Origin of the sequence: Lacrimispora sanguinis (genome assembly GCF_044987295.1) — a bacterium.
In the GTDB taxonomy this organism is placed as follows: Bacteria; Bacillota; Clostridia; order Lachnospirales; family Lachnospiraceae; genus Lacrimispora; species Lacrimispora celerecrescens_B.
Genome location: NZ_CP173277.1, coordinates 315247 through 339466, shown reverse-complemented (window position 1 = coordinate 339466; position 24220 = coordinate 315247). Strand labels below are relative to the sequence as shown.

The following is a 24220-nucleotide window of genomic DNA, read 5'->3' as shown; positions in this document are numbered from 1 at the left end:
ATGTGTACAATAAACAAAAGAGGGGATAATTATGATTCATATTGCAAACGATGGTACAGGAGATTTTAAAAGCATTGGAGAGGCACTTCGTTCTCTTCCAACCGATTATACAGGGGAACAGGTCCTCTACATACACAAAGGATTTTACGAAGAGCAGATTGCAGTTACGGTTCCTCACGTTACCTTTATTGGGGAAGATGCAGAGAGCACCATTCTCTCCTACGGCCTTTACGCCCGCATGCCCATGGAGGATGGGATGAAGCGGGGCACCTTCCGCACCTATTCCTGTTTGATCGATACCCATGATTTTACCGCCAGGAATCTTACATTTGAGAACAGCGCAGGAATCGGTACTGATGTTGGACAGGCTTTGGCCCTTTATGCTGATGGAGACCGTTTGTTTTTTGAAAACTGCCGTTTTTTAGGAAACCAGGACACACTTTTTACAGGCCCTCTTCCTCCAAAGGAAATCGAACCCAATGGCTTTATCGGACCAAAGCAGCATTCCCCCAGGATCAATGGCCGGCACTATTACAAAAACTGTTACCTGGAGGGAGATATTGACTTTATTTTCGGCAGCGCTACCGCTTATTTTGAAGGCTGCACCTTTTTTTCCAAATATACGGGAATGGAGATCAGCAGCTATGTAACTGCCGCTTCCACTCCAAAAGGGCAGGAGTTCGGCTATGTCATGGCAAACTGCCGATTTGAAAGCAACTGCCCGCCTGACAACGCTTACCTAGGGCGACCTTGGAGGGAGTATGGGAAAACCGTGCTGATTAACTGCTACATGGATGATCATATCTGCAAAGAAGGCTGGCATGACTGGAACAAGGAAGCAGCCCATAAACATACCTTCTATGGCGAATACGGCAGTTATGGTCCTGGTGCTGTAATGGAAAAACGGCCGGACTGGATTCACCGGCTTACAGAAGCTGATCTTAAACATTTCACGAAAGAAGCAGTCTTATCCGGTCCGGACGGCTGGAATCCGTAAACAAAAACGGGAACTGATCCCTTACTAAAAGGATCGGATCCCGTTTTAAATTAGTTCTCTTTGATCTTAACAATCACTTTTTTAATCATAGCCGGTTCACCTGCAGCTGCCTTTGGCTTATGACCATCCCATGGATTGAAGATCATATATTCTCCAGCCTTTACCACTACTTTTAAGCCTGGATTTTCATTGTCGTAAAATACAACATCTTTTTCTTCGTTATAAGGTACCTTTTCCGCCAGTTCATCGATCCGTGCATAAGTCATGGTTTCAGAACCGGATATCATATATTGAATATCTGTGTAATTATGGTGAGCTTCGTACTTGGCTTCCTCCCAAGGAACCGTTGTGTACTCTGTTACATTAGCAAAAACATTCTTGCCGTCAATTTCATATTTGCCTGGCGCCAGGCTCTCTAAATCAGTGTTCTTAAGAAAATCAACTGCCTTTTCGTATCTTCCGTCCACTCCAAGGCTTTTGTAAAAATCAAGGTTTTTTGCCGAATCAAAAATCATAATCCTACTCTCCTTTTATGTATCGTATAGTTTGGCCGCAGATTCCAATGGGACCTGCCATGCACATCTAGTATACACCTAAAGCAGAATATTCTACAATGTTTTTATTTAAAAAATTCATGGTTGCCATGCTGGAACAAATAAGTCAGATGGGAATCAAACCAGCTGATCGCACCTCTCCTGGAGCCTCCCCGATTCATAAAATACAGGGCTCCGCTTGAATAATCCTCTCCTGACAGCGCACGGTCAACACACTGTTTCGTATCATCTGTCACTTTTACAGAATTAATACTGCCGTTTGATACCGGTGAAAACTGAGAGGGTTCATAGACGACTCCTTTCACCGTGTCGGGAAACTTTCCGCTCTTTACGCGGTTAATAATCACATTAGCCACAAGGATTTTTCCCTTGTCATCGCAAATACCGGCTTCCGCCTGCACGATCCTCAGCAAGACCTGGTAATCGTCCTGAGACACCGATGTGGCATGAGCTGCCTTTTCTTTCTCTGCCTTCTCGGCTGCCGCTTCTGCCGCTTTCTTTGCTTCTGCCGCTTTTATAGCCGCTTCTTCTGCCTGCCGTTTTGCTTCTTCCTCCATGGCGATCTTAGTATTGATTCGATCAATCTCCGCCTTGGACTCCTCCGCCTGTTCCTGTTTCTGAATCACATCTTTCTCCAGAAAATCACCGGCCAGCTGCTGAGCCTGCATTTTGGCTACTGGTAGTTTTATTTGAACTTTTTCCTGGACAACGGTTTTTTCAATTCCTGCTTCTTCATTTACGGCTTCCTCTTTCACGGCTTCTTGATCCGGAGAGTCTTCTGTCTCCGGCGTTTCCGCAAATGCTGTTAAAGCATTTCTGCCGCCGCTTCCAAATCCTGCTGAGGTAAACGCCACAACAGTAATAATTGCCGCACCCGCCATAAAAACTGCGGAAGAACGATACATTCGCTTTGTGACCTTAAAGGACATCCCTCTGAAAAACTGACAAATCTGCTGAAGGATAGAGCGTAGTGTAAGCATATATACACCTCTTTCTCTTATATCACTTGCCTGGGCCGGGTTACACTCCACAGCCGTTTCTTGGTGACGTCCGTAATTATAGAAGAAGCCTGCTAAAAAAGTCAATGGCTATTTAACATTTTTGTGATATTTTAATTTCTAAATTTTTATTTCCTTTTTCCTTTTATATATTTTGCACTATTTTAACGCATTCCACCTCCAATTATTTATGATATTGTTATATCTACATTTTACAATAGTGTTACATTTATGTTAATTATTCAACTTCCCCCCTATGACTTGTCCTCAGCTTTTCTTATTTTATGTTAACTAAAAATGGATAAGAGAGGCAAATTCGCCCTTTATAAAGTCAACAAGGGCCTGGGGTGATATGACGATTTGCTGTCCTCTTAAGCCTCCGCTTACGACAATTTCCTCATAAGAGCGTGCCGTTTCATCGATAAAGGTGGGAAATTGTTTTTTCATGCCGATAGGAGAACAGCCTCCGCGAATGTATCCGGTGATTCCCTGCAAATCCTTCATCGGAATCATTTCTACCTTCTTATCTTTGGCAGCTTTCGCCACTTTTTTCAAATCCAGTTCCCCATCAACCGGAATGCAGCAGACCAGATATCCCATTTTTTCTCCTTTTAATACAAGAGTTTTAAAAACACTTCCATGATCCGCCCCCATCATATCCGCTGCATGGCTGCCGGATAGATCCTGTTCGTCCACTTCATATTCTCTGGTAGCATATTCAACCTTTGCCTTGTCAAGCATTCTCATTGCATTTGTTTTCACCATTTAGATCAACTCCTTGAATTTTTTCTAATTATAATACGCATTCCTTCTATTGGCAATGCCATAGAGTCAAATACCCCACAGCAAGCTGCCGGTTATCAAGGCATTTGACCCATTGCATAAAAAAAATCCGTAACTGCCAGATGCAATTCCTGACAATGACGGACTTATTTTCCATGGAAAAATGATCTATTTCTTCTTATTAATATAGGGGAATAATCCGCCTGCTGAAATGATCTCCTGCATAAAGGGAGGAAACGCCTGCCCCTCAAAGGATTCTCCGGTGGTTTTGTTGGTGATCATACCGCTGTCAAAATCAACCATAACCTCATCTCCTGCCTGAATGGCTCTGGCAGCTTCCGGACATTCTATAATAGGAAGACCGATATTAATGGCATTCCGGTAGAAGATCCTGGCAAAGGTCTCGGCAATCACACAGCTTATACCGGCACACTTGATAACAAGGGGTGCGTGCTCTCTGGAAGAACCGCATCCAAAGTTTTTATTTGCAACTATAATGTCTCCATTTTTGACATTGCTTACAAAATCCTTGTCAATATCCTCCATGCAGTGCTTTGCCAGTTCATTTCCATCTGTAATGTTCAAATATCTTGCCGGAATGATAACATCCGTATCAACATTATCTCCATATTTAAAAACAGATCCACATGCATTCATATTTACTACCTCCTATAATCCCAGTTCTTCCGGCGCAGATATATAGCCGGTAATCGCACTTGCAGCAGCCACTGCAGGGCTGGCCAGATATACCTCTGAGTCCACATGACCCATCCGTCCGACAAAATTACGGTTGGTAGTAGAGATGCAGCGCTCTCCTGCCGCCAGAATTCCCATATAGCCACCAAGGCAAGGACCGCAGGTTGGTGTGCTGACTACAGCTCCGGCTTCGATGAAAATTTCTAAAAGGCCTTCTCTCATTGACTGCAAATAGATTTCCTGAGTAGCTGGAATCACAATACAGCGCACATTTTTTGCCACTTTCTGTCCTTTCATAACAGCGGCAGCTATGCGCATATCATCAAGCCGGCCGTTGGTACAGGAGCCGATCACCGACTGATCTACCTTAATCTCATCGAATGAACCGATGGTTCTGGTATTTTCAGGAAGGTGGGGGAAAGAAACCGTTGGTTCTAATTTAGATAAGTCAATGGTATAAACTGCCTCATACTCTGCATCCGCATCAGCCTCAAAGATTTTGAAATCACGCTTCGAGTGATCCTTTATGTATTGGATGCATAAGTCATCCACCGGGAAAATACCGTTCTTTCCGCCGGCTTCAATGGCCATGTTGCAAATAGTAAAACGGTCATCCATAGAAAGATTCCTGATACCCTCTCCGGAAAATTCCATAGATTTATATAAGGCGCCGTCTACACCGATCATGCCTATAATGTGCAAAATAACATCCTTACCGCTGACCCATTTGGAGGGTTTTCCCACCAGCTCAAACTTTATTGCAGTCGGTACCTTGAACCAAGCTTTTCCAGTTACCATGCCTGCCGCCATATCTGTACTGCCCACACCGGTGGAAAAAGCTCCCAGTGCTCCATAGGTACATGTATGGGAGTCTGCTCCAATAACTGCATCTCCTGCAACCACAAGCCCTTTTTCCGGAAGAAGGGCATGTTCGATTCCCATCTGCCCTACGTCGAAATAATTGGAAATTTCGTGTTTGCTGGCAAAATCACGGCAGCATTTACAGTTTTCTGCGGATTTAATATCCTTATTTGGAATAAAGTGGTCCATGACCAAGGCTATCTTATCTTTATGGAAGATCGTATCTTTATCAAATTTCTCCATTTCCTTAATGGCAACCGGAGATGTGATATCATTCCCCAATACCAGATCCAGTTCTGCTTCAATCAGCTGGCCTGCTTTCACCTGGGAAAGCCCTGCATGGGCTGCCAATATTTTCTGGGTCATCGTCATTCCCATCGTCTGCGTCCTCCTGTTAATTTATCACCAATACAGTTTAAATTCTAACATCTTATTCTCGCTTTACATTCTAACATACTTATTGGTATAATAGAAATACATAATATGAATATTTAATATAATAATTAGTTATAAAATAGTATACAAAATGAGAGGAAAACTTAACATGGATCATAACCTTTCCCAATATAAGATATTTTATGAGGTTGCCAAAGCCGGTAATATCTCAAGGGCTGCCAAAGAGCTTTATATCAGCCAGCCTGCCATCAGCAAATCCATCAGCAAGCTGGAAGACAGTCTGGAGGTGCCTTTATTTACGAGGAATTCCAGAGGCGTCCAGCTGACAGAAGAAGGAAAGCTTCTATATAATCATACAAAAGCGGCCTTTGAGGAGTTGAGCCGGGGAGAACTGGAACTGAAGCGGGTGAAGGATTTTAATATCGGACACTTGAAAATCGGTGTCAGCAATACTCTTTGCAAATATATCCTTCTTCCTTATTTAAAGGAATTCATTGAGAAGTATCCTCATATTAAGATTTCCATTGAAAGCCAGTCCACATCCCATACGATCACCATGTTGGAACAGCAGCGGATTGATCTGGGGTTGATTGCAGAGCCCAGCAACCGGCGTCCTCTTTTGTTTCAGCCGGTTATGGATGTCCAGGATATCTTCGTGGCCACGAAACCTTATCTGGATAACCTGTATTTAAGGGAAGGACCGGATGCGGATTTATTTCAGACAGGAAATATCCTTCTTTTGGATAAGAATAACATGACCAGAAAGTATATTGATGAATATCTGAATGAAAATCAGATTGTGCCAAATCAACTTTTGGAGGTCACTACCATGGATCTGCTGATTGAATTTGCTAAAATCGGACTGGGGATTGGGTGTGTGATCAAGGAATTTGTCCAGGAGGAACTGGACCGGGGTGATCTGGTTCAGATACCCATGGTAACAGCGATTAAGAAGAGAACTGTTGGATTTGCTTATAATCCTAATGGATTATCTACGGCTATGGAGAACTTTTTTGATGCCATGAGTGGAGCCGGCTCACTGCTCGGATAATAAAAAGCCTGGAAAAAGATTTGCTTTTTCCAGGCTTTTTGTTTAACAGGCCTCTGCCTGCAGTTAAAATCTTAGTTATCAATCAGCTTTCCGCCGTCGTTCCAGCTGTAAAGCTTACGAAGCTCGCTGCCTACCTTTTCTAACTGGTGGGAAGCTTCTTTCTTTCTGATAGCGTTAAAGTGAGCGCATCCTACCTGGTTCTCAAGCAGCCAGTCTTTTGCAAAGTTTCCATTTTGAATATCTGCAAGAACCTGCTTCATTGCCTTCTTAGTCTCATCGGTAATGATCTTTGGTCCTGTGATGTAATCACCGTATTCAGCAGTATTGGAAACAGAATATCTCATGCCTGCAAAGCCGCTTTCAAAAATCAGGTCTACGATCAGCTTCATCTCGTGGATGCATTCAAAATAAGCATTCTCAGGAGCATATCCTGCTTCTACTAATGTTTCAAAGCCTGCCTTCATCAGAGCGCACACGCCTCCACATAATACGGCCTGCTCACCAAAAAGGTCTGTTTCCGTTTCAACCTTAAAGGTTGTCTCCAGTACGCCGGCTCTTGCACCGCCTAAGGCCAATGCATAAGCCAGAGCTTTGTCCTTTGCTTTGCCTGTATAATCCTGATGAACAGCAACCAGACAGGGGGTTCCTCTGCCTACCAGATATTCATTTCTTACAGTATGGCCGGGAGCCTTTGGTGCGATCATGGTAACATCAACATTCTTCGGAGGAACGATCTGTCCAAAATGAATGGCAAAGCCATGGGCAAACATCAGCATGTCCCCATCCTTTAAATTAGGCTCTACAGATTCCTTGTACATAGCAGCCTGCTTCTCATCATTGATTAAGATCATAATGATGTCGGCCTTCTTTGCAGCTTCTGCTGCTGTATAAACGGTTAAACCCTGTGCCTCTGCCTTTGCCCAGGAACTGCTTCCCTCATAAAGTCCTACAATGACATCACATCCAGACTCCTTTAAATTAAGTGCATGGGCATGGCCCTGGCTGCCGTATCCAATAACTGCAATGGTCTTACCCTCTAATAAGGATAAATTGCAATCTTCCTGATAGTAAATCTTTGCCATCTTTTATTTCCTCCTCATATACTGACTCTTGATATATTTTGTTAAAGGAACCATGCCGACGGCTCACTGTCCGCCTTTGGCAATAACCTCTAGCTTACAAATCCTGACTGCCTAAGGCAGATAACGAATATCGTCAGAGCCTCTGGAAAGTCCTGTAAGACCAGTCCTTGCAAGCTCTAATATTTCGTAATCTTCAAGCAGGTTAAGAACTGCATCAAGCTTGGACTGATCTCCTGTAAGCATGACCGTTACGGAATCTTTGCCGACATCAACAATGGTTGCTCTGAAAATATCAGCTATGGCACAAATCGCCTGGCGTTGGCTGGCACTGGCATGTACCTTGACCAGAATAAGCTCTCTGTAAACAGAATGGCCTGGCTTTAATTCTTTGATATCCCTAACATCTTCCAGCTTTCTCAGCTGCTTTTCAATTTGGTCTAAAATCTCCTGATCGCCTGTGGACACCACCGTCATTCTGGAATATCTCTCATCCGCAGTTACACCCACCGTAAGGCTTTCAATATTATAGCCACGGCGGCTGAAAAGTCCGGCCACACGGCTCAAAACGCCGGAGGTGTTATCAACCAACAATGATAATACGATTCTCTCCATCCATATCCCCGCCTTTTTGTATAGTAACTTAAATGATAGCAATCCATCATCTTTTTGTCAACTAATTAATAGGAATGTGTATTATAACTTAAGGTTATATCTAAAAACGAATCAAAAAGGGCTGCATCTTTTCAAACGCAGCCCTTTTTTCCTGTTTCTTCTATACTATATATAATTTTCCGGATACTCTATAATATAATACTCATAGGCATTTACAACCTTTGTGCAGCCATACTGGTCTTCTCTCTTAAAACTCTTTCCATAATTGGCATGGACATGTCCATGAAGAAAATATTTGGGAGAATACTTGTCCATCAGTGCCTTAAAACAGGAAAATCCCTGATGAGGCAGGTCCGGTAAGTCGTTGAGTTCAAATGCCGGAGCATGGGTGACAAGAATATCAAAGCCTTTGTTCTTCTTAAGCTTCCACCACATCTTTTTGATTCTGCGCTCCATTCCCCGTTCCGTGTACTGATTCGGTGATCCTGGAATGTACTGCATGGAGCCGCCCAGCCCCATAATCCGGATTCCCTTGTAGGTTATAATATCATCTTCAATGCAGGTACAGCCCTCAGGAGGACAGTCCTCATACCTACAATCGTGGTTTCCCCGGACATAATAGACTGGGGCGTGGGAAAATGTTGCAAAAAATGTAAGGTAATTCGCTCTTAAATCTCCGCAGGAAATAATTAAATCAATGTCCTGCAATTTTTCCGGTGAATAGTATTCATAAAGTGATTTTGACTCATGGTCAGACAGTACCAGGATCTTCACGCTGTTCCTCCATAGTGTTTTCGTATATTGTCTGTCCCTGGAGACGTACCAGAGACCGAGCCTCTTCCGTAAGCTCATCAAATTCCGGAATCTGTCCCACCACATTTTCTGTCAGCCAGTTCATGGTGGTTATTTCCTCCGGAGTAAGACTTTCGTTTTCCCCACACTGGATTTGCCCATCCTGAGAATAAATGGTTCCTTCAAAAGGCTGAAAACTTCCAGCCCGAATGGAATTCTTCAAAAATGAAATCAGCCTGCTGGTCCCGTGAGGCAGATTATGAGAGCAAATAACATCAATTACATCTGCCGACATCCCCCACCAGTAGTTGATGGCCTGTTTCCCCTTCATTTCCTTCCTGCCAAAATCCCCATGGCATATGATATTAACAATTCGTTCGTAAAACTTTCCCCAATGCCAGATAGGAGTCGCCAGATTTTTAAGGCTTCCATCTGAATTCTTCTGGTAAAGTCCGTATTCTCTGGTAGGCGTCTGAGGAGTTATCATATCATCACCTGAAATAAAGGTGACTTTCTCTTTTTCCAACTCCGCATGAGCATCCCGGTCCTTTACCCTAGACCATTCTAAGTACACCTTGGCATATGGATTGATCATCTTGGCTCCCAGGGCAAAGGCATTGATATTGGCTATAGTCCCGTAGATGGGATAATCGGCAATATATCCGATCTTCTCAGCCTGGGACATGGAAGCTGCCAAAGCGCCCATAAGGAATTTCGATTCATACATTCTTCCATAATAGGTGCAAATGGAAGAATAAGACATATTAACAGAACAGTTGAACACCTTTACTTCCGGATGATCAATGGCGGCTTTCACACTTAAATTGATCATCTGGGAGGCCGTAGTAAATATTACGTTGCACTTAGCCACAATGGCCAGTTCAATGGCATTCGCAATCTCCGGTTCAGTATCTGCGTTAAAAAATGCAACCGTTTGTATGGCTCCGTTAAAAGCCTGCTCTAAGTACATTCTGCCCAGCTCATGTCCATAAGCCCAGCTGGAAGTTTCTGCTGTCTTTGCATGGATAAATGCGATTTTTAACATCTGGGGTTCAATGGTCTGGAACGGACGCAGCCAATTAATGAGCTTAAGAGGATTGTTATCCGGCGTTTCCTCTATTTCTTCCGGCTGCTCAATCAAGGTGATCTTATTGCCTCTGGAGGACAAAAGCAGTTCATCCTTTATCTTGACCAAATCCCTTTTTATCTGTTTCTCAATCCGATCCTTTACGATTCGATATCCGAACAGTTCCACGTAAACAAGAAACGCATCCGAACACGTCATATCGTAATCATCGCCGCCAAAGGCATGGAATGCTTTGGAAAATCGGTCATAAGCGGATTTGAAGATGATCCTGTCGTCCTCACTCCAAGGCTCTCCCGGATTCTTATTCATGGCCTTTATTAGCTTGTCGTAGCTTCCTTCCTTGCTGAACCAGACATCGCAGTTAAAGGAAACCTGGTAGAAATCCAGGAATTCATAGTAAAGCCTGTTATCTAAGTCATCAGTCCTCTTTGGAATCAGGCGGGTGACGGAGGCAGAGATGCTGAAAGCACCTACATATTTTAAAACACTGACTCTTTTATTCCCCTCCTGAACATAATACTGGTTCATAAACTCATAGGCTACAATCGGATCATGGATTCCCTCATCAATCTGGTGGTCATACAAATATGCCCATTTTGCCCCAAATTCCGATTTTTCCGACAAAAGGGGCATGAAATTACTGGCAAAGGCGGTGGTGCGACCCTCCGTTTTCGTGCCAACCACCTTTTCCAAAGGAATATCCATGATTCCCAAGTTCACTTCTGAAACAATATCCGTATAGGACAGGATCTGATCCAAGACCGGCAGATACGGATATTCTCCCTTTGACACGGAAGCCTGATATTGTCTGCGGCCCCGCTTTAACGCCCCTACGTAATCATATAATGCCATCCGCTTTCCCTCCAACATTTTCTAAGGGTATTTTATCATTAAAACAGCTTTCTGTACAGATTATTAAGGAGGCCTGAAGCGGCACTCTATGAAAGATTTCTCACCTTAAAGTCTCTTTCCAGTTCTCTCTTCTGATCCTTTTTCGCAATGTCATCTCTCTTATCGTATAGCTTCTTACCTCTTGCCAGGCCGATCTCCACCTTTACCAGGCTGCCTTTAAAATATACCTGCAGAGGGACCAGGGTATAGCCCTTTTGGGCGATCTTTGCATCCAGCTTTCCGATCTCGGATCTGTGAAGCAGCAACTTTCTGACCCTTAGGGGATCCTTATTAAAGATATTCCCTTTTTCATAAGGGCTGATGTTCATGCCGCAAACATAAACCTCTCCTTTATCGATTCTGACAAAGGATTCCTTGACGCTGCATTTGCCCATGCGGATGGATTTTACTTCTGTTCCGGCCAGTTCAATACCAGCCTCATATTTCTCATCAATAAAATAATCGTGATATGCCTTTTTGTTATTGGCAATTAATTTGAAACTCTCTTTCCCCATTTTCAATCCTCCTCTTATTCCTCTTCAAAACTCTTCGCTGGAATAAAGTCGATGGTACGCAAAAGTTTATCCGTACCCAATACCATGACCCTGATAGGCTGACCTAGTTTAAAGGTTTTCCTTGTCATTTCGCCTACCAGTTCATAATGTTCTTCATCAAAATGATAATAATCATCCTGGAGCTGATTTACATGAATCAAGCCCTCCACAGTATTGGAAAGCTCCACATAAAGCCCCCAGTTTGTCACACCGGAAATCACACCGTCAAACTCTTCCCCAATGTGTCTTGACATATATTCACACTTTTTAAGCTTAATGGTCTCCCGTTCCGCTTCATCGGCTCTCCGCTCCATGGCAGAAGACTGGACGGCCACCTGCTGAAGGATCTTATCGTAATGGCTGATCCTCTTCCCGGCTAAGCCTGACCTTAAATTCTCCTTAATAATACGGTGAATCTGTAAGTCCGGGTACCTTCTGATTGGAGAAGTAAAGTGGGTGTAATATTTAGCCGCAAGGCCAAAATGCCCGGTATTTGATACCGTATATTTCGCTTGCTTCATAGATCGCAGGGCCAAACGGCTGATCAATGCTTCTTCCGGCGTATCCTCCGCATTGGCAAGGAGTTTCTGTACTTCCTTCGGGTAAACCTCACCATTGTGAAAACGGATGGAATATCCGAAATTATTAATTAAGGTAGCAAGGCTCTTCATCTTTTCCGGATCCGGGTTGTCATGGGTCCGGTAAAGGAAGGGAATCTCCTGCCAGAAATAATCTTCTGCAACCGTCTCATTTGCCATCAACATGAAATCCTCGATGATTTTCGTTGCTGCATTTCTCTCATAAGGCTTGATTTCCAAAGGCTTTCCCCGTTCATCAAGAATCACCTTTGTTTCAGGGAAATCAAAATCAATAGAGCCTCTTTTCTTTCTCTTTTCCCGTAGAATATCAGCCAGTTCCTTCATCTGATCAAACATGGAAACAAAAGCTTCGTACTCCTTCATAACCGCCTCATCCCGGTCAGTGATAATGGCGTTGACTGCCGTATAGGTCATTCTCCGGTCTACGTTTATGATGGTTTCTGCTATTCTGTGTCCCATTACATTGCCGTTTTCATCAATGTCCATGATGCAGCTTAAGGCCAGCCGGTCTTCTCCCTGGTTTAGGGAACAAATTCCATTTGACAGCTTATGGGGCAGCATGGGAATTACCCGGTCCACAAGATAAACACTGGTTCCTCGTCGTAATGCTTCCTCATCCAATGGACTGTTTTCCGTAACATAATTCGTAACATCGGCGATGTGAACTCCTAAGGTATAGATTCCATCTTTTTTTGATAAAGTAATGGCATCGTCAAGATCCTTTGCATCTTCCCCGTCAATGGTGACTGTCTGTAAATTTCTCAAATCCAGGCGTCCCTGCATATCTTTACCGGTTACTTCATCTGACACTGCTTCCACCTGTTTCATTACACTGTCCGGAAATTCCTCCGGAAGCCCGTATGCTCTTACAATGGAAAGAATATCCGTGCCCGGGTCATTGACATGGCCAATGATTTCCGTTATGATCCCTTCCGGTTTCCGTTCCGGTCCGCCGAAATCCGTCACTCTAACTACTACCTTGTGACCGGTCACGGCTCCCATGTCCTTACCCTGGGGAACGAACACATCCTTTGAAATTTTCTGGTTGTCCGGAATAACGAAACCAAAATTCTTATTTTTCTGATAAAAACCTATGATCTCTTCATTTGCGTGGACCAGTACTTTAATCACATGGCCTTCCGCTCTTTTTCCATTTCCCGGCTTTGATTCGGCAGATATCAGCACGGTATCACCGTGAAGCGCGCCGCCTGTCTTGTCTTCCGGAATAAAAATATCCTGATCCAGCCCTTCTACTGCTACAAACCCAAAGCCTTTGGAGTGTCCGGAAAACACTCCGGCAATGGAGCCGATATCAGGCTTTCCGTATTTTCCTTTTTGTGATATGCCAATCTTTCCTTCTGCCAAAAGAGCATCCATTACCTCTTTTAAATCTTCCCTCTGATCCTTTGGAATATCAAATAGAATGGCTAACTCCTTTAATTTCATAGGTGTATAGGCAGGATCATTTATCAACTGGAGAAGCATGGCTTTCCTTTGCGTTAACTGTTCTTCTGTCATTGTCTTCCTCTCTTAACTATCATTTTTATCTATTTTTCTTTTCAATCGTTTCCTTATTATCTGCACTTTACCAGAAGGTATTACGAAACTTACCCATAATGCGAAAAAAACACCCTTGTTGCTTATCACAAGAGTGTTTAATCTTTACAGTATATTCAGATTCAGTACCAGTGCCAGAATGAAAAACAGGACTGCTCCGTATTTTGTGAATTTTTCCAGTTTTCCTTCCATGGAACGGCCTTTATTTCTGCCCCAGTAAGTATCAGCCATACCGCCGATAGAACCCAGGCCCTGACTCTTTCCTTCCTGTAAAAGGACTATTGCGGATAAAGCAACACATATGATAACAAATATGATTGATAAAATAATCCTGATCACGTTTCCCACCTCCTATAGTCAAACAAAGGATATCATACCATAATTTATCTGAAAATACAATATATTTTTATATTTTTCTAATCGATGATTGTTGTACCAGATAAGGATATCCATTTTCAGCTTTCTTACTCTTTTTGAAAAGTGGGTTTTCAAAAAAATATACAGGTACCTTCAGAAAAGTTCTTGACTTTTTCTACAGGTACCTGTATATTAATATTAAGGTACCTGTTAATCTTTCAACTTTAGGAGGTTTTAATATGATAGAAGACAAATTTACAGAACTTTTCGAAAAACTCTCAACGCTGCAATGGATCCTACAGCGCCACCATTTACAGAATCATGCTGAGCATGGTCCTATGGCCGACCCGACCCGCGGTCAAGGCAGGGTTTTGGCAATGCTCAAAATGCAATCCGAAATCAGCACAAAAGACTTGTCTTATCTGCTGGGCATTCGGATACAATCCCTTAATGAACTTCTTAATAAACTGGAGAAAGGCGGCTATATCACCCGCACCCCTTCGGAAGCTGACAGACGGGTCATGCTGGTGCAGCTCACCGAAAAAGGAAAGAGTGAGCAACAGCCGCGCACGGATTTTGGAGATATTTTCAATTGTCTCAGCGAGGAGGAGCAAACCATTTTTGGTGAGTATCTCGACCGCATCATTACAGCGCTTGAAGCCCAGCTTGGGGATGATGAAAACGATGAAAGGTTCGCCTGGATGCGCTCAGCTCGTGAAAGAATGGGAGACGAAAGATTTGAAATGATGTTTCATCGCGGTGGCAGGCATGCTTTTGACCATATGGAGCAGCTTTATGATCACCATAACGGAAGATCCGTAGACAGACCCTGCCACAGACATTTGGAACAGGGTCACAATGGTCCAAGACCAAACAGACGCGGTTCCGATTTCTGTGACAGGCGGACAGACGACAGACCTACGCCTCCGCCGTCCGATTCACATGATGTGGAAGAATAAACATAACAAATAACAAAGCAAAGGTACTGCCATTCTAAACAACAGATTGACAGTACCTTTATGTTTTGGTCAGAAAGAATATTCCATGACAGCCCGTCCAAATTTCCTGTAAAATTCTTCAATGCGCAGAAGTTCATTGTATTTGGTGGCGCATTCGCCTCTGCACGGTGCACCGCTCTTTACATAATCGGCACCGACTGCCGCTGCCATATCCGCAAGGAAAGACTCTTCCGTATCCTTCCCGTCGCTGGCAATGATCACCTTATGCCCGGCTTTTCTTGCCTTCTCCACCATTTCCAGCGCCCTGGTAACGGTCCCCGCCTGTTCCATACGGATGATCGTTGCATTGGCCGCAGTAAAATCATCAGATACCAAAAGCGTTCGGTGCTCCAAGAGCTTCATCATCTGCTCTCTTCCCTCCAGATCTTCTTTCCAAAGCCCGTTCATGACCGCACAGATGGGAAAGCCATCCGCCAGTCTCAGATAATAGGCGAGCATATCCTTTTGCACCCTGTTTATAGAGATTCCGCCCATCCTGCTTTCATTTGAGAACCAATAGGTGCCATCTTCTTTTACGTACAACCGGTCTGCATCAGCATTGATGGCCACCAGCACATCTGTCCCCGGCTTATATCCGGCAAGCTTAAAGGAATCCATTAAATAATGCAGTGCTTCCTCTGAGTTTTTCATATCCGCTTTAAAGCCGCCGCCATCTCCTGTGGAGGTACTAAAACCGCTTATGGACAAAAGCCTTTTAAGTGCCTGGTAAATCTCCACTCCCATACGCAGTCCCTCTGAATAGGAATCCGCTCCCTGAGGCACAACCATGATCTCATGAAAATCAAGGCCCTTATCCCTGCTTCCACCGCATATCATACTCATCATGGGAACGGGCATCACAGGAGCCGAGCTGCCGCCCAGATAACGGTAAAGCGGAAGATGAAGTCCTGCACCAGCCGCCCTTGCAACCGCCATGGACAAAACCAAAACACCCTGATTTCCATCTCCTGCTGCCCTATTTTCCTCTGCTGCCTGGGTAAGCATCCGATCGATTCTTCCCTGGTCTGATGCATCCTCAAACAATATTGTTTCTGAAAGCCAGCCACCCACAAGCTCTGCCTGCTTTTCTGCCCTGCCGGTGTTTCCCAGAGAAACCGTGGCTCTTCCATGAGCACCGTTCTCCAGAATCACTTCAGCTTCTACTCCGGGATATCCCCAGGAATCCCGTACAATTCTTCCTGTTACTTCTATTATATCAAGGCCGTTTAACATCCTTTTGACTCCCTGTCCTTTCTTGCACTCTTACCGTAAGGATTGACGGAATTTACCACCTCCATGCAGATACAAAGAAAAAAGATGCCAGGAGATTTTACTTATATCCTGACATCTTTCTTTCTTAATTTACTTATGAAACGGCATTACTTTATGCCCGAAGTTCAATTCCCAGTCCCTGTAATCCGTTGAGGATCTTTTTCATCACAGCAAGAACCTCCTGCTCCTCCAAGGTGTGATCACCTGCACGGAAGGTGATGGAATAAGCTACGGACTTATATCCTGCTAAAATCTGGGTTCCTTCATAAATATCGAAAAGCTCATAGCCTTCCAATATCTTTCCTCCCCGCTGTTCGATGATCTCTTCGATCTGTCCAACCAGAATTTCCTTTGGAACCACCATGCTGATGTCTCTGGTAACAGCCGGATATTTTGCAATTCCGGTGTATTTCCGGTCAAAGCTTGTAAATGGGATCATGGATGGCATATCGATCACAGCCACATAAGCTCTGTCTCCAATCTTATAGTTGTCAGCCACTTCCGGATGAACTTCTCCAAGATATCCGATGGTTACCCCATCATAAATGATATTTGCCTGTCTTCCTGGATGAAGGAATGATTTCCCGCTCTTTGGATCATAATGAGGCCGTTTGTGCATTCCTGTTTTATCGAAAAATTCTTCAATCACTCCCTTCATATCAAAGAAGTCGCCGTCGCCGTAAAAGCCCAGGGTAAACTGCATTCTTTCATCGGGAAGCTCAGTAAGCGGAAGCGCCTTTGGAAGGTAAATATTCGCCAGTTCATAGAGGCGAACGTTCTTATTCCGACGGTTGTAGTTGGTGGATAAGGAGTTTAACATTCCATGAAGAGGGGAGGTTCTCATAACGCTGAAATCCTCTCCCAAAGGATTTAATATATTCACTGTTACACGGAGGGGACTGTCCTCCGGGATCAGAAGTCGGTCAAATACCTTGGGACTTTCAAAGGAATAGGTCATTCCCTGGGAAAATCCAGAGAATTCCGCCACCTCTCTTGCCACCTCTTCTATTCTTAATTTGTATGACAGCTTGCCGGTAGTTGCCTCACCTGTAGGCAGGGATACGGGAATCTTATCATACCCAAAGAATCTGGCAACTTCTTCCGCAAGATCTGCCATGCAGACTAAATCCTGTCGGAAGGTGGGAATGAGTATTTCATTTGCTGCCTTATCGTATTCCAAATCCAGCTTTTTAAAGTATTCAAGCATTGTTTCCGCTTCGATCTCAGTACCCAGAAGCCGGTTCATCTTTTCTGGTTCAAAAGGAAGTCTTTTCCCTTCCCGTTTCACAGGATATACATCAATCATGCTGCCTACGACTTCTCCTGCGCCCAGTTCCTCAATCAGCTGACATGCGCGGTTAATCGCTTCCTCCGCATTGTTAGGGTCAAGTCCTTTTTCAAATTTACCGGAAGCATCGGTCCTTAATCCCACCTTTTTGGAAGAAAGACGGATATTGGTTCCATCAAAACAGGCGCTTTCAAACACCATGGTCTTTACCTCATCGGTGATCTTGGAGTTCTCTCCGCCCATGATGCCGGCAATCCCTACTGCTTTTTCTCCGTCATTGATCATGAGGATGGTGCTGTCCAGTTTTCTTTCCTGTTCGTCAAGAGTCTGGAACGTATCGCCTTCTTTCGCACATTTTACAATGATTTCATGATTAGCAAGCAGGTCATAGTCAAAGGCATGCATTGGCTGACCATACTCTTCCATCACATAATTCGTAATATCCACGATATTATTAATAGGGCGGATTCCGCATGCGGCAAGGCGTCTCTGCATCCAGGCCGGGGATGGAGCAAGTTTAATATTTTTCACCATTCTAGCACAATAGCGCGGGCAAAGGTGACTATCCTCTACGGTAATCTTTAAATAGTCATGAATATCCTCGCTGTTACCTGTGGCTGTTACCACCGGAGGTAAAAAGGGTTTGCAAAAAGTCGCCGCCGCTTCTCTTGCAATTCCAATTACACTGTAGCAGTCCACACGGTTCGAGGTAATTTCATATTCAAATACGGAGTCATGAAGACCCAGTACTTCTATGGCATCAGCACCAACTTCCGTATCCTCCGGCAGAATGTAAATTCCGCTTTCCGGTGCCTCTGGATACATTTCATTGGTAGAGCCCAGCTCTTCAATGGAGCACATCATGCCGCAGGACTCGATTCCTCTCAGTTTTCCCTTCTTGATCCGGATTCCTTCTTCCGGAAGGGCACCGCCGTCATGGCCGCCTGCCACTTTACCTCCGTCTAATACTACAGGAACTTTATCTCCGGTCTTTACATTGGAGGCTCCCGTAACGATTTGAACGGTTTCTGCTCCAACATGAACCTGGCAGATGATCAGCTTATCCGCATCCGGATGACGCTCAATGGATAATATCTGTCCAACTACGATTTTCTCTAAGTTTTTATCCAGGCTAACATAGCCCTCAACCTTTGATCCGGTAAGCGTCATAGCATCTGTATATTCCTGAGCCGTTACGTCTAAATCCGGAACGTATGCTTTAATCCATGATAATGGTGTATTCATTGATCTATCTCCCTTTCCTTAAAACTGCTTTAAGAATCTGATGTCGTTCTCATATAATAATCTCATGTCATCAATTTCATATTTTAACAGGGCAATCCGCTCTAGTCCAACTCCGAATGCAAAACCGGAATATTCATTGGGATCGATTCCGCTCATTGTAAGCACGTTTGGATGAACCATGCCGCAGCCAAGAATCTCAATCCAGCCGGAGCCTTTGCAGAAGCGGCAGCCCTTTCCGCCGCATTTGAAACAGGTAACATCCATCTCTGCGCTTGGTTCTGTAAATGGGAAATGGTGCGGACGGAATTTTACTTTTGTCTCTTCACCAAAAAGCTCTCTTGCAAACTCTGCTAAGGTTCCCTTTAAATCCGCAAATGTGATATTTTTATCAATTACAAGCCCTTCAATCTGGTGGAAGGAAGGAGAATGGGTTGCATCTACCTCATCAGAACGGAATACACGGCCGGGAGCCAGCATGCGGATAGGCAGTTTGCCCTTTTCCATAGTCCTGACCTGAACCGGTGATGTCTGGCTTCTTAATACGATGTTGTCACTGATATAGAAGGTATCCTGTTCGTCTCTTGCCGGATGATTCTTAGGGATATTCAATTTTTCAAAATTATAGGAATCGTATTCTACTTCCGGCCCTTCAATGACCTCGTATCCCATGCCAACGAAGATTCTCTCAACCTCTTCCAGAGCAATGGTATTGGGATGGGTGTGGCCTACCTTATTGCGTTTGCCGGGAAGGGTTACATCAATCACTTCTTTTTTCAGCTGTTCTTCTCTGGCCTTTTTTTGCAGGGCAGACATGGCAGCCTCTAATTTCCCCTCAATCACGGCCCGGGCGTCATTTACCATCTGGCCCACCTTTGGCCTATCTTCCGGGGCAACATCCTTCATACTCTTTAATACACTGGTCAGCTCTCCCTTTTTCCCAAGATAAGCGACCTTAATGTCGTTCAATTTTTCCAGCGCATCGGAAGCTTCAATCTGCTTTAATGCTTCCTGTTTGATATTTTCCAATTGATCCTTCATCATGCTCTCCTTCTTTTCATAATCAAATTTTTGTTTGCCTGTTTAACAGCAAAGGGAACTAAAAAAGCTCCGCCCCAAAAAGGGACGAAGCTATATTCGCGGTACCACCCTGATTCCTATGCATGCACAGGCACTCGGTATACGTAACGTGTATTGACGTCATGACTTACCCGCCAGACCGGCAGCCATAGCTGTCACTGGTTTCAATCATGCTGCTTCGGTGGGAAATTCAATCTCTTAGCTGAACTTAAAAGGGCTTACAGCCGATGGCCCCTTCTCTCTGGAAGAAAATAAGGATTTACTTACACCTTCATTGCATTTATTGTTTTTAATTGTAACGTTACGTACCATTGTAATGACGGATGTTCAAAATGTCAAGGATTATTTTCATATGGACTACATCAGAATAAAATAAGCAGGGCCTCTGCTCGCTTTCCTTTGTTAAATCGCATCTTTATAAGCTTCTTCTAAAATTCTTTTAAATTCAAGGAGTATTTCATAGGTTTCTGCTCGTTTTTCCAAATGCTCTATAAAAACATCAATATACTCCTTATCTTCGGCTCTTTTTGTTTTTTCAATCTGAACTTTTTCTTTTTCTTTTTTGTAAAAATGGGCCAGCAAAATTAAAAGCACACTCTCTGTTAACAGTGCACCCATCAACATAATATCTAAAAAACTCATTTTTTCCCCCTGTTCTTTTGAACCATAAAATACGGCCAAGATTTTTATACTGTCCTTTACAGGATCAATATCTTAAACCGCCCTGTAATGTGACCATAAAAATCATCCATCCCCCCTCCCCTTATCCGTATACTGCAAAGGAATTCTAACGGACCTTAAACAGGCCCCCAACCTGAAATCCATAATGATCTGAAACATAATCCTACCGCCTTTTATATAGTTACTTATAACTAATATCGAACTTTTTAAAGTATAACATAACTGAAAAAAAAAGAACAGCGTCAGAAAGGCATATCTAAGATATCTTTCTGACGCTGTTTGTTAATTTATCATCAAAGCTACACAGCAAACTGACTGTTATAAAGCTGTGCGTAAAATCCGTTTTGTGAAAGCAGGCTTTCATGAGTTCCTTGTTCAATGATATGGCCATCCCGCATTACCAGTATCACATCCGCTTCTTTAATCGTAGAAAGCCGGTGGGCGACGATAAAGCTGGTGCGCCCTTCCATCATTTTTCCAAAAGCCTTCTGTATTTTTATCTCGGTTCTGGTATCAATGGAGGAGGTGGCTTCGTCAAGGATCAGCATGGGAGGAAGACACAGCATGACTCTGGCAATGCATAAAAGCTGTTTCTGGCCTTGGGATAAATTTCCGCCGTCTTCCGATATAACGGTATCGTATCCTTCCGGCATACGCCTGATAAAGCTGTGGGCATGGGACTCCTTTGCCGCCAGAATGATCTCTTCCTCATTCGCATCCGGCTTACCATATGCAATATTTTCCCGAATGGTCCCAGACTTAAGCCATGTCTCCTGAAGCACCATACCATAACTGGTTCTTAAGCTTTGTCTGGTCACATGGCGTACATCTGTCCCATCTACCCGGATGGAACCGGAATTCACATCATAAAAGCGCATGAGAAGATTAATCACCGTACTTTTTCCGCAGCCCGTAGGGCCTACGATGGCCACTCTCTGTCCCGGACGTACGTTTAGATTCATATCCTCAATTAGGGCGACCTCCGGATTATAGGAAAAGTACACATGTTCCAGAGATATCTCTCCCTTTGCATTGGAAAGCACTGCAGCGTCCGGCTCCTCCGGGACCTGTGGCTCCTCATCAATCAGTTCAAATACCCGTGCTGCGGAGGCCAGGGCATTTTGAAGCTCAGTAACCACTCCCGATATTTCATTAAAAGGCTTTGTATATTGATTGGCATAACTTAAAAAGCTGGCGAGCTGTCCTACGGATAAAAGCCCTTTTACAGCCGCAAATGCTCCGGCGATTCCAACGCTGGCATAAACCAAGCTGTTCACAAAGCGGGTAGCCGGATTGGTAATGGAGGAAAAGAATGTGGCTTTCAGGCTCCAGACACGTAAATCTTCATTGATATCTTCAAATTTCTCCTGTGCATCGGCTTCATGAGCAAACGCCTGCACCACCTTCTGATTTCCCAGCATCTCTTCCACAAGAGAAGTCAGCTCCCCTCTGGTCTGTGACTGCATCTTGAACATACGAAATGTTCTCCTTGCAATAAAACTGGCAACAAAAAGGGAAACCGGTGTTACCAACACCACCACAACCGTTATGGACGGATTCATGGAAAACATGAAAACCAACGTTCCGAGTATGGTGAGAACTCCGGTAAACAGCTGGGTAAAGCCCATTAACAGCCCGTCGGAAAACTGGTCGATATCCGTAATAATCCTATTTATAATATCTCCGTGAGAATGGGAGTCAATATATTTTAAAGGAAGGATCTCCAGTTTATTAAATGCCTGGGTCCTGATATCCTTTACCACCCGATAGGTAATCAGATTGTTGATATGGCTCATAAGCCACTGAGCTGCCGCGGTTATTGCAATGATGATACCGATTTGCTTTAAAATCGTCCACATGCCGGCAAAATCAACAGCGCCTGCTCCCACAATGCAGTCTATGGCCCGGCCTGTGAGGATGGGAACATACAAGGTCAGCAGGACCGTGACAAAGGCACAGGCCAAGGAGGCCCCGACTCCCCATTTATAACGGCCAATGCAGCTAAGGATCCGTTTGACAGTAGATTTATATTTTTTCATGTCCATGTTATTGCACCTCCTCTTTTGACAGCTGGGATAAGCAGATTTCCCGGTAAACCTGACAAGAATCAAACAGTTCTTCATGGGTTCCCCAACCTGACATCTGACCGTCATCAAGGACCAGGATCCTATCCGCATTTTTAATGCTGGACGCTCTTTGGGATACCAGGAATACAGTCATATTCCCGGTACTTTCTTTAATTGCCTTTCTAAGCCTGGCATCGGTCGCAAAATCCAGGGCAGAAGCGCTGTCATCCATGATAAGTATCTGAGGATTTTTTACCAATGCCCTGGCAATGGCAAGTCTCTGCCGCTGCCCACCGGAAAGGTTCTTTCCCCCTGCCTGGATCATGAGCTCCAGCCCTTGTCCTTTTTCCTCTACAAAATCCTTTGCCTGGGCAATGGAAAGAGCCTCATAAATTTCCTTGTCCGTTGCCTCCTTTTTGCCCCACTTCATATTTTCCCGAAGGGTTCCTTTAAATAGTACCGCCTTTTGAGGAACAATCCCAACCAGTTCTCTCAGCTGGCCCAAAGGATATTGCTTTACGTCAACTCCTCCCACCTTTACGGATCCTTCTGTGACTTCATAAAACCTGGGTATTAAATTTACCAGCGTGGTCTTACCGGAACCTGTTCCTCCGATGATTCCAATGGTATCCCCCTTCATGACCTGAAAGGATAAACCGCTTAATGCCGCATCTTTGGCCCCTTCATAGGCAAATGTCATATGGTCAAATTCTACTTTGGGGACATCCGGTTTCTCTTCCACAGCCTTATGAGAAACCTCTGTAATGGCTGGTTCCTGTTCAAACACAGCACTAATCCGGCCTGCACAGGCCAGGGACTTTGAAATCGTGATGATTAAATTGGCCAGCTTTACAAGCTCTACTAAAATCTGGGACATGTAATTTACTAATGCAATCACTTCTCCCTGAGTGATGATGCCGTTCTGCACCTGCCTGGCGCCGGTATTTATAATAACGATGATACCTAAGTTGATCAGTACATAGGTAAGGGGATTCATTAAGGCTGAAATCTTTCCTACGAAAACCTGGAAGCGTACTAAAAGGCCATTTTCCTCATCAAACCGGCGTATCTCATCATTTTGGCGATCAAACGCACGGATGACGCGGACTCCTTCTAAATTCTCCCTGACAGCCAAAAGTACCTGGTCCAATTGCTTCTGCACCTTTTTATACAGTGGGATGCTGATCAGCATTATGCCGAACACAACAATGGAAAGAACAGGGATAAGTACCACGAAAATAAGAGCTGCCCTGGCATTGATGGTAAACGCCATAATCATAGCGCCGCAAACCACAAACGGAGAACGAAGGAACAGACGGAGGAATAAGTTCACTCCAGACTGCACCTGATTGGCATCACTGGTTATTCGTGTAATCAGGGTCGCAGTCCCAATGGAATCTATTTCCTGGTACGAGAGTCTGTTGATATGGGCAAACAAATCATTTCGAAGAGAAGTTCCGAAGCCTGCCGCTGCTTTTGCCGCAAAATACTGGGCCGTAATAGAGCATACAAGGCCTATGACACCAAGGAGCACCAATAATCCGCCCATCTTAAGGATATAAGGCATATTCTGAGACTTGATTCCTACGTCAATCACCTTTGCCACCACAAGAGGCACCAATAATTCAAAGCAGGCTTCCAGAAGCTTAAATAACGGCCCCATAATGCTTTCTACCTTATAATCCTTTAAATATTTCAGGAGCTTTTTCATCCTAATATTCCTCCG

21 protein-coding genes and 1 other annotated feature are annotated in these 24220 nt (G+C 44.1%); of the genes, 3 read left to right on the top strand and 18 right to left on the bottom strand.

From position 1 onward, the window contains the following. The first annotated feature begins 31 nt into the window (after positions 1 to 31). Complete coding sequence (locus tag ACHZES_RS01630) at positions 32 to 997, top strand: pectinesterase family protein (protein WP_395548582.1); 966 nt, start codon at positions 32 to 34, stop codon at positions 995 to 997. A 50-nt stretch (positions 998 to 1047) separates the two neighbouring features. Here the strand turns inward: ACHZES_RS01630 and ACHZES_RS01625 are convergent, their stop codons facing one another. The 5 genes from ACHZES_RS01625 to leuC all read right to left on the bottom strand — a co-directional run bounded on the left by ACHZES_RS01625 (position 1048) and on the right by leuC (position 5267). Beyond that, positions 1048 to 1512 (bottom strand): YhcH/YjgK/YiaL family protein, encoded by a 465-nt coding sequence (locus ACHZES_RS01625; protein WP_038283105.1) that lies wholly within the window; start codon positions 1510 to 1512, stop codon positions 1048 to 1050. Between the two features lie 104 nt (positions 1513 to 1616). Further along, positions 1617 to 2531 carry a cell wall hydrolase gene (locus tag ACHZES_RS01620; protein WP_395548583.1) on the bottom strand — a complete coding sequence of 305 codons (915 nt, stop codon included), beginning with the start codon at positions 2529 to 2531 and terminating at the stop codon, positions 1617 to 1619. Positions 2532 to 2840: 309 nt separating this feature from the next. Beyond that, complete coding sequence (gene ybaK / locus ACHZES_RS01615; RefSeq protein WP_038283107.1) at positions 2841 to 3314, bottom strand: Cys-tRNA(Pro) deacylase; 474 nt, start codon at positions 3312 to 3314, stop codon at positions 2841 to 2843. A 186-nt stretch (positions 3315 to 3500) separates the two neighbouring features. Then, positions 3501 to 3989 carry a 3-isopropylmalate dehydratase small subunit gene (gene leuD / locus ACHZES_RS01610; protein ID WP_038283109.1) on the bottom strand — a complete coding sequence of 163 codons (489 nt, stop codon included), beginning with the start codon at positions 3987 to 3989 and terminating at the stop codon, positions 3501 to 3503. 12 nt (positions 3990 to 4001) lie between these two features. After that, positions 4002 to 5267 carry a 3-isopropylmalate dehydratase large subunit gene (gene leuC / locus ACHZES_RS01605; protein WP_395548585.1) on the bottom strand — a complete coding sequence of 422 codons (1266 nt, stop codon included), beginning with the start codon at positions 5265 to 5267 and terminating at the stop codon, positions 4002 to 4004. Positions 5268 to 5433: 166 nt separating this feature from the next. On the opposite strand from leuC, the gene ACHZES_RS01600 reads away from it, so the two are divergent. Further along, a complete protein-coding gene (locus ACHZES_RS01600; RefSeq protein WP_395548586.1) occupies positions 5434 to 6336 on the top strand; it encodes a LysR family transcriptional regulator in 903 nt (300 codons plus the stop codon). A gap of 71 nt (positions 6337 to 6407) precedes the next feature. On the opposite strand, the gene ilvC is transcribed toward ACHZES_RS01600, so the two are convergent. The 7 genes from ilvC to secG form a co-directional block, all read right to left on the bottom strand. Beyond that, positions 6408 to 7418, bottom strand: a complete 1011-nt coding sequence (gene ilvC / locus ACHZES_RS01595; RefSeq protein WP_038283114.1) for a ketol-acid reductoisomerase — start codon at positions 7416 to 7418, stop codon at positions 6408 to 6410. Positions 7419 to 7529: 111 nt separating this feature from the next. Next, a complete protein-coding gene (ilvN, locus tag ACHZES_RS01590) occupies positions 7530 to 8030 on the bottom strand; it encodes an acetolactate synthase small subunit (protein ID WP_038283115.1) in 501 nt (166 codons plus the stop codon). A gap of 165 nt (positions 8031 to 8195) precedes the next feature. Beyond that, on the bottom strand, positions 8196 to 8804 hold the full coding sequence (locus ACHZES_RS01585) for a metallophosphoesterase (RefSeq protein WP_089996077.1): 609 nt from the start codon (positions 8802 to 8804) through the stop codon (positions 8196 to 8198). Beyond that, positions 8782 to 10761, bottom strand: coding sequence for a BMP family ABC transporter substrate-binding protein (locus tag ACHZES_RS01580; protein ID WP_038283117.1), 1980 nt, complete (start codon positions 10759 to 10761; stop codon positions 8782 to 8784). The genes ACHZES_RS01585 and ACHZES_RS01580 overlap by 23 nt, the downstream gene beginning before the upstream one ends. 86 nt (positions 10762 to 10847) lie before the next feature. Further along, on the bottom strand, positions 10848 to 11315 hold the full coding sequence (smpB, locus tag ACHZES_RS01575) for an SsrA-binding protein SmpB (RefSeq protein WP_154520745.1): 468 nt from the start codon (positions 11313 to 11315) through the stop codon (positions 10848 to 10850). A gap of 14 nt (positions 11316 to 11329) precedes the next feature. Continuing rightward, a complete protein-coding gene (rnr, locus tag ACHZES_RS01570) occupies positions 11330 to 13471 on the bottom strand; it encodes a ribonuclease R (RefSeq protein WP_051835253.1) in 2142 nt (713 codons plus the stop codon). Between the two features lie 144 nt (positions 13472 to 13615). After that, positions 13616 to 13849: a preprotein translocase subunit SecG gene (gene secG, locus ACHZES_RS01565; protein ID WP_038283119.1), complete on the bottom strand. Its 234-nt coding sequence runs from the start codon at positions 13847 to 13849 to the stop codon at positions 13616 to 13618. Positions 13850 to 14106: 257 nt separating this feature from the next. Between secG and ACHZES_RS01560 the strand changes: the two genes are divergently transcribed. Beyond that, a complete protein-coding gene (locus ACHZES_RS01560; protein WP_404820317.1) occupies positions 14107 to 14826 on the top strand; it encodes a MarR family winged helix-turn-helix transcriptional regulator in 720 nt (239 codons plus the stop codon). A gap of 69 nt (positions 14827 to 14895) precedes the next feature. Here ACHZES_RS01560 and eno read toward each other — a convergent pair whose 3' ends face one another. The 6 genes from eno to ACHZES_RS01530 form a co-directional block, all read right to left on the bottom strand. Continuing rightward, entirely contained in the window at positions 14896 to 16098 is a 1203-nt protein-coding gene (gene eno, locus ACHZES_RS01555) for a phosphopyruvate hydratase (RefSeq protein ID WP_395548587.1), read from the bottom strand. A 151-nt stretch (positions 16099 to 16249) separates the two neighbouring features. After that, positions 16250 to 18670 carry a phenylalanine--tRNA ligase subunit beta gene (pheT, locus tag ACHZES_RS01550; RefSeq protein WP_395548588.1) on the bottom strand — a complete coding sequence of 807 codons (2421 nt, stop codon included), beginning with the start codon at positions 18668 to 18670 and terminating at the stop codon, positions 16250 to 16252. 18 nt (positions 18671 to 18688) lie between these two features. After that, on the bottom strand, positions 18689 to 19708 hold the full coding sequence (gene pheS / locus ACHZES_RS01545) for a phenylalanine--tRNA ligase subunit alpha (RefSeq protein ID WP_089996091.1): 1020 nt from the start codon (positions 19706 to 19708) through the stop codon (positions 18689 to 18691). Between the two features lie 77 nt (positions 19709 to 19785). Continuing rightward, positions 19786 to 20031, bottom strand: a binding site (T-box leader). A gap of 118 nt (positions 20032 to 20149) precedes the next feature. Continuing rightward, a complete protein-coding gene (locus ACHZES_RS01540) occupies positions 20150 to 20389 on the bottom strand; it encodes a hypothetical protein (protein WP_038283131.1) in 240 nt (79 codons plus the stop codon). Positions 20390 to 20727: 338 nt separating this feature from the next. Beyond that, positions 20728 to 22473 (bottom strand): ABC transporter ATP-binding protein, encoded by a 1746-nt coding sequence (locus ACHZES_RS01535; protein WP_395548589.1) that lies wholly within the window; start codon positions 22471 to 22473, stop codon positions 20728 to 20730. 1 nt (position 22474) lies between these two features. Then, the gene (locus ACHZES_RS01530) at positions 22475 to 24205 is read right to left on the bottom strand and encodes an ABC transporter ATP-binding protein (protein WP_395548590.1); all 1731 of its coding nucleotides are present in this window, start codon (positions 24203 to 24205) and stop codon (positions 22475 to 22477) included. Positions 24206 to 24220 lie beyond the last annotated feature (15 nt).

Excerpts from the sequence above, each read along its gene's own strand:
- pheS (WP_089996091.1), bottom strand. The coding sequence starts at position 19,708 with ATGAAGGATCAATTGGAAAATATCAAACAGGAAGCATTAAAGCAGATT.
- ACHZES_RS01625 (WP_038283105.1), bottom strand. The coding sequence starts at position 1,512 with ATGATTTTTGATTCGGCAAAAAACCTTGATTTTTACAAAAGCCTTGGA.
- ACHZES_RS01540 (WP_038283131.1), bottom strand. The coding sequence starts at position 20,389 with ATGAGTTTTTTAGATATTATGTTGATGGGTGCACTGTTAACAGAGAGT.
- ilvC (WP_038283114.1), bottom strand. The coding sequence starts at position 7,418 with ATGGCAAAGATTTACTATCAGGAAGATTGCAATTTATCCTTATTAGAG.
- rnr (WP_051835253.1), bottom strand. The coding sequence starts at position 13,471 with ATGACAGAAGAACAGTTAACGCAAAGGAAAGCCATGCTTCTCCAGTTG.
- leuC (WP_395548585.1), bottom strand. The coding sequence starts at position 5,267 with ATGGGAATGACGATGACCCAGAAAATATTGGCAGCCCATGCAGGGCTT.
- leuD (WP_038283109.1), bottom strand. The coding sequence starts at position 3,989 with ATGAATGCATGTGGATCTGTTTTTAAATATGGAGATAATGTTGATACG.
- ACHZES_RS01630 (WP_395548582.1), top strand. The coding sequence starts at position 32 with ATGATTCATATTGCAAACGATGGTACAGGAGATTTTAAAAGCATTGGA.
- ilvN (WP_038283115.1), bottom strand. The coding sequence starts at position 8,030 with ATGGAGAGAATCGTATTATCATTGTTGGTTGATAACACCTCCGGCGTT.
- ybaK (WP_038283107.1), bottom strand. The coding sequence starts at position 3,314 with ATGGTGAAAACAAATGCAATGAGAATGCTTGACAAGGCAAAGGTTGAA.
- ACHZES_RS01580 (WP_038283117.1), bottom strand. The coding sequence starts at position 10,761 with ATGGCATTATATGATTACGTAGGGGCGTTAAAGCGGGGCCGCAGACAA.
- eno (WP_395548587.1), bottom strand. The coding sequence starts at position 16,098 with ATGTTAAACGGCCTTGATATAATAGAAGTAACAGGAAGAATTGTACGG.
- ACHZES_RS01560 (WP_404820317.1), top strand. The coding sequence starts at position 14,107 with ATGATAGAAGACAAATTTACAGAACTTTTCGAAAAACTCTCAACGCTG.
- smpB (WP_154520745.1), bottom strand. The coding sequence starts at position 11,315 with ATGGGGAAAGAGAGTTTCAAATTAATTGCCAATAACAAAAAGGCATAT.
- ACHZES_RS01535 (WP_395548589.1), bottom strand. The coding sequence starts at position 22,473 with ATGGACATGAAAAAATATAAATCTACTGTCAAACGGATCCTTAGCTGC.
- ACHZES_RS01620 (WP_395548583.1), bottom strand. The coding sequence starts at position 2,531 with ATGCTTACACTACGCTCTATCCTTCAGCAGATTTGTCAGTTTTTCAGA.
- ACHZES_RS01600 (WP_395548586.1), top strand. The coding sequence starts at position 5,434 with ATGGATCATAACCTTTCCCAATATAAGATATTTTATGAGGTTGCCAAA.
- pheT (WP_395548588.1), bottom strand. The coding sequence starts at position 18,670 with ATGAATACACCATTATCATGGATTAAAGCATACGTTCCGGATTTAGAC.
- ACHZES_RS01530 (WP_395548590.1), bottom strand. The coding sequence starts at position 24,205 with ATGAAAAAGCTCCTGAAATATTTAAAGGATTATAAGGTAGAAAGCATT.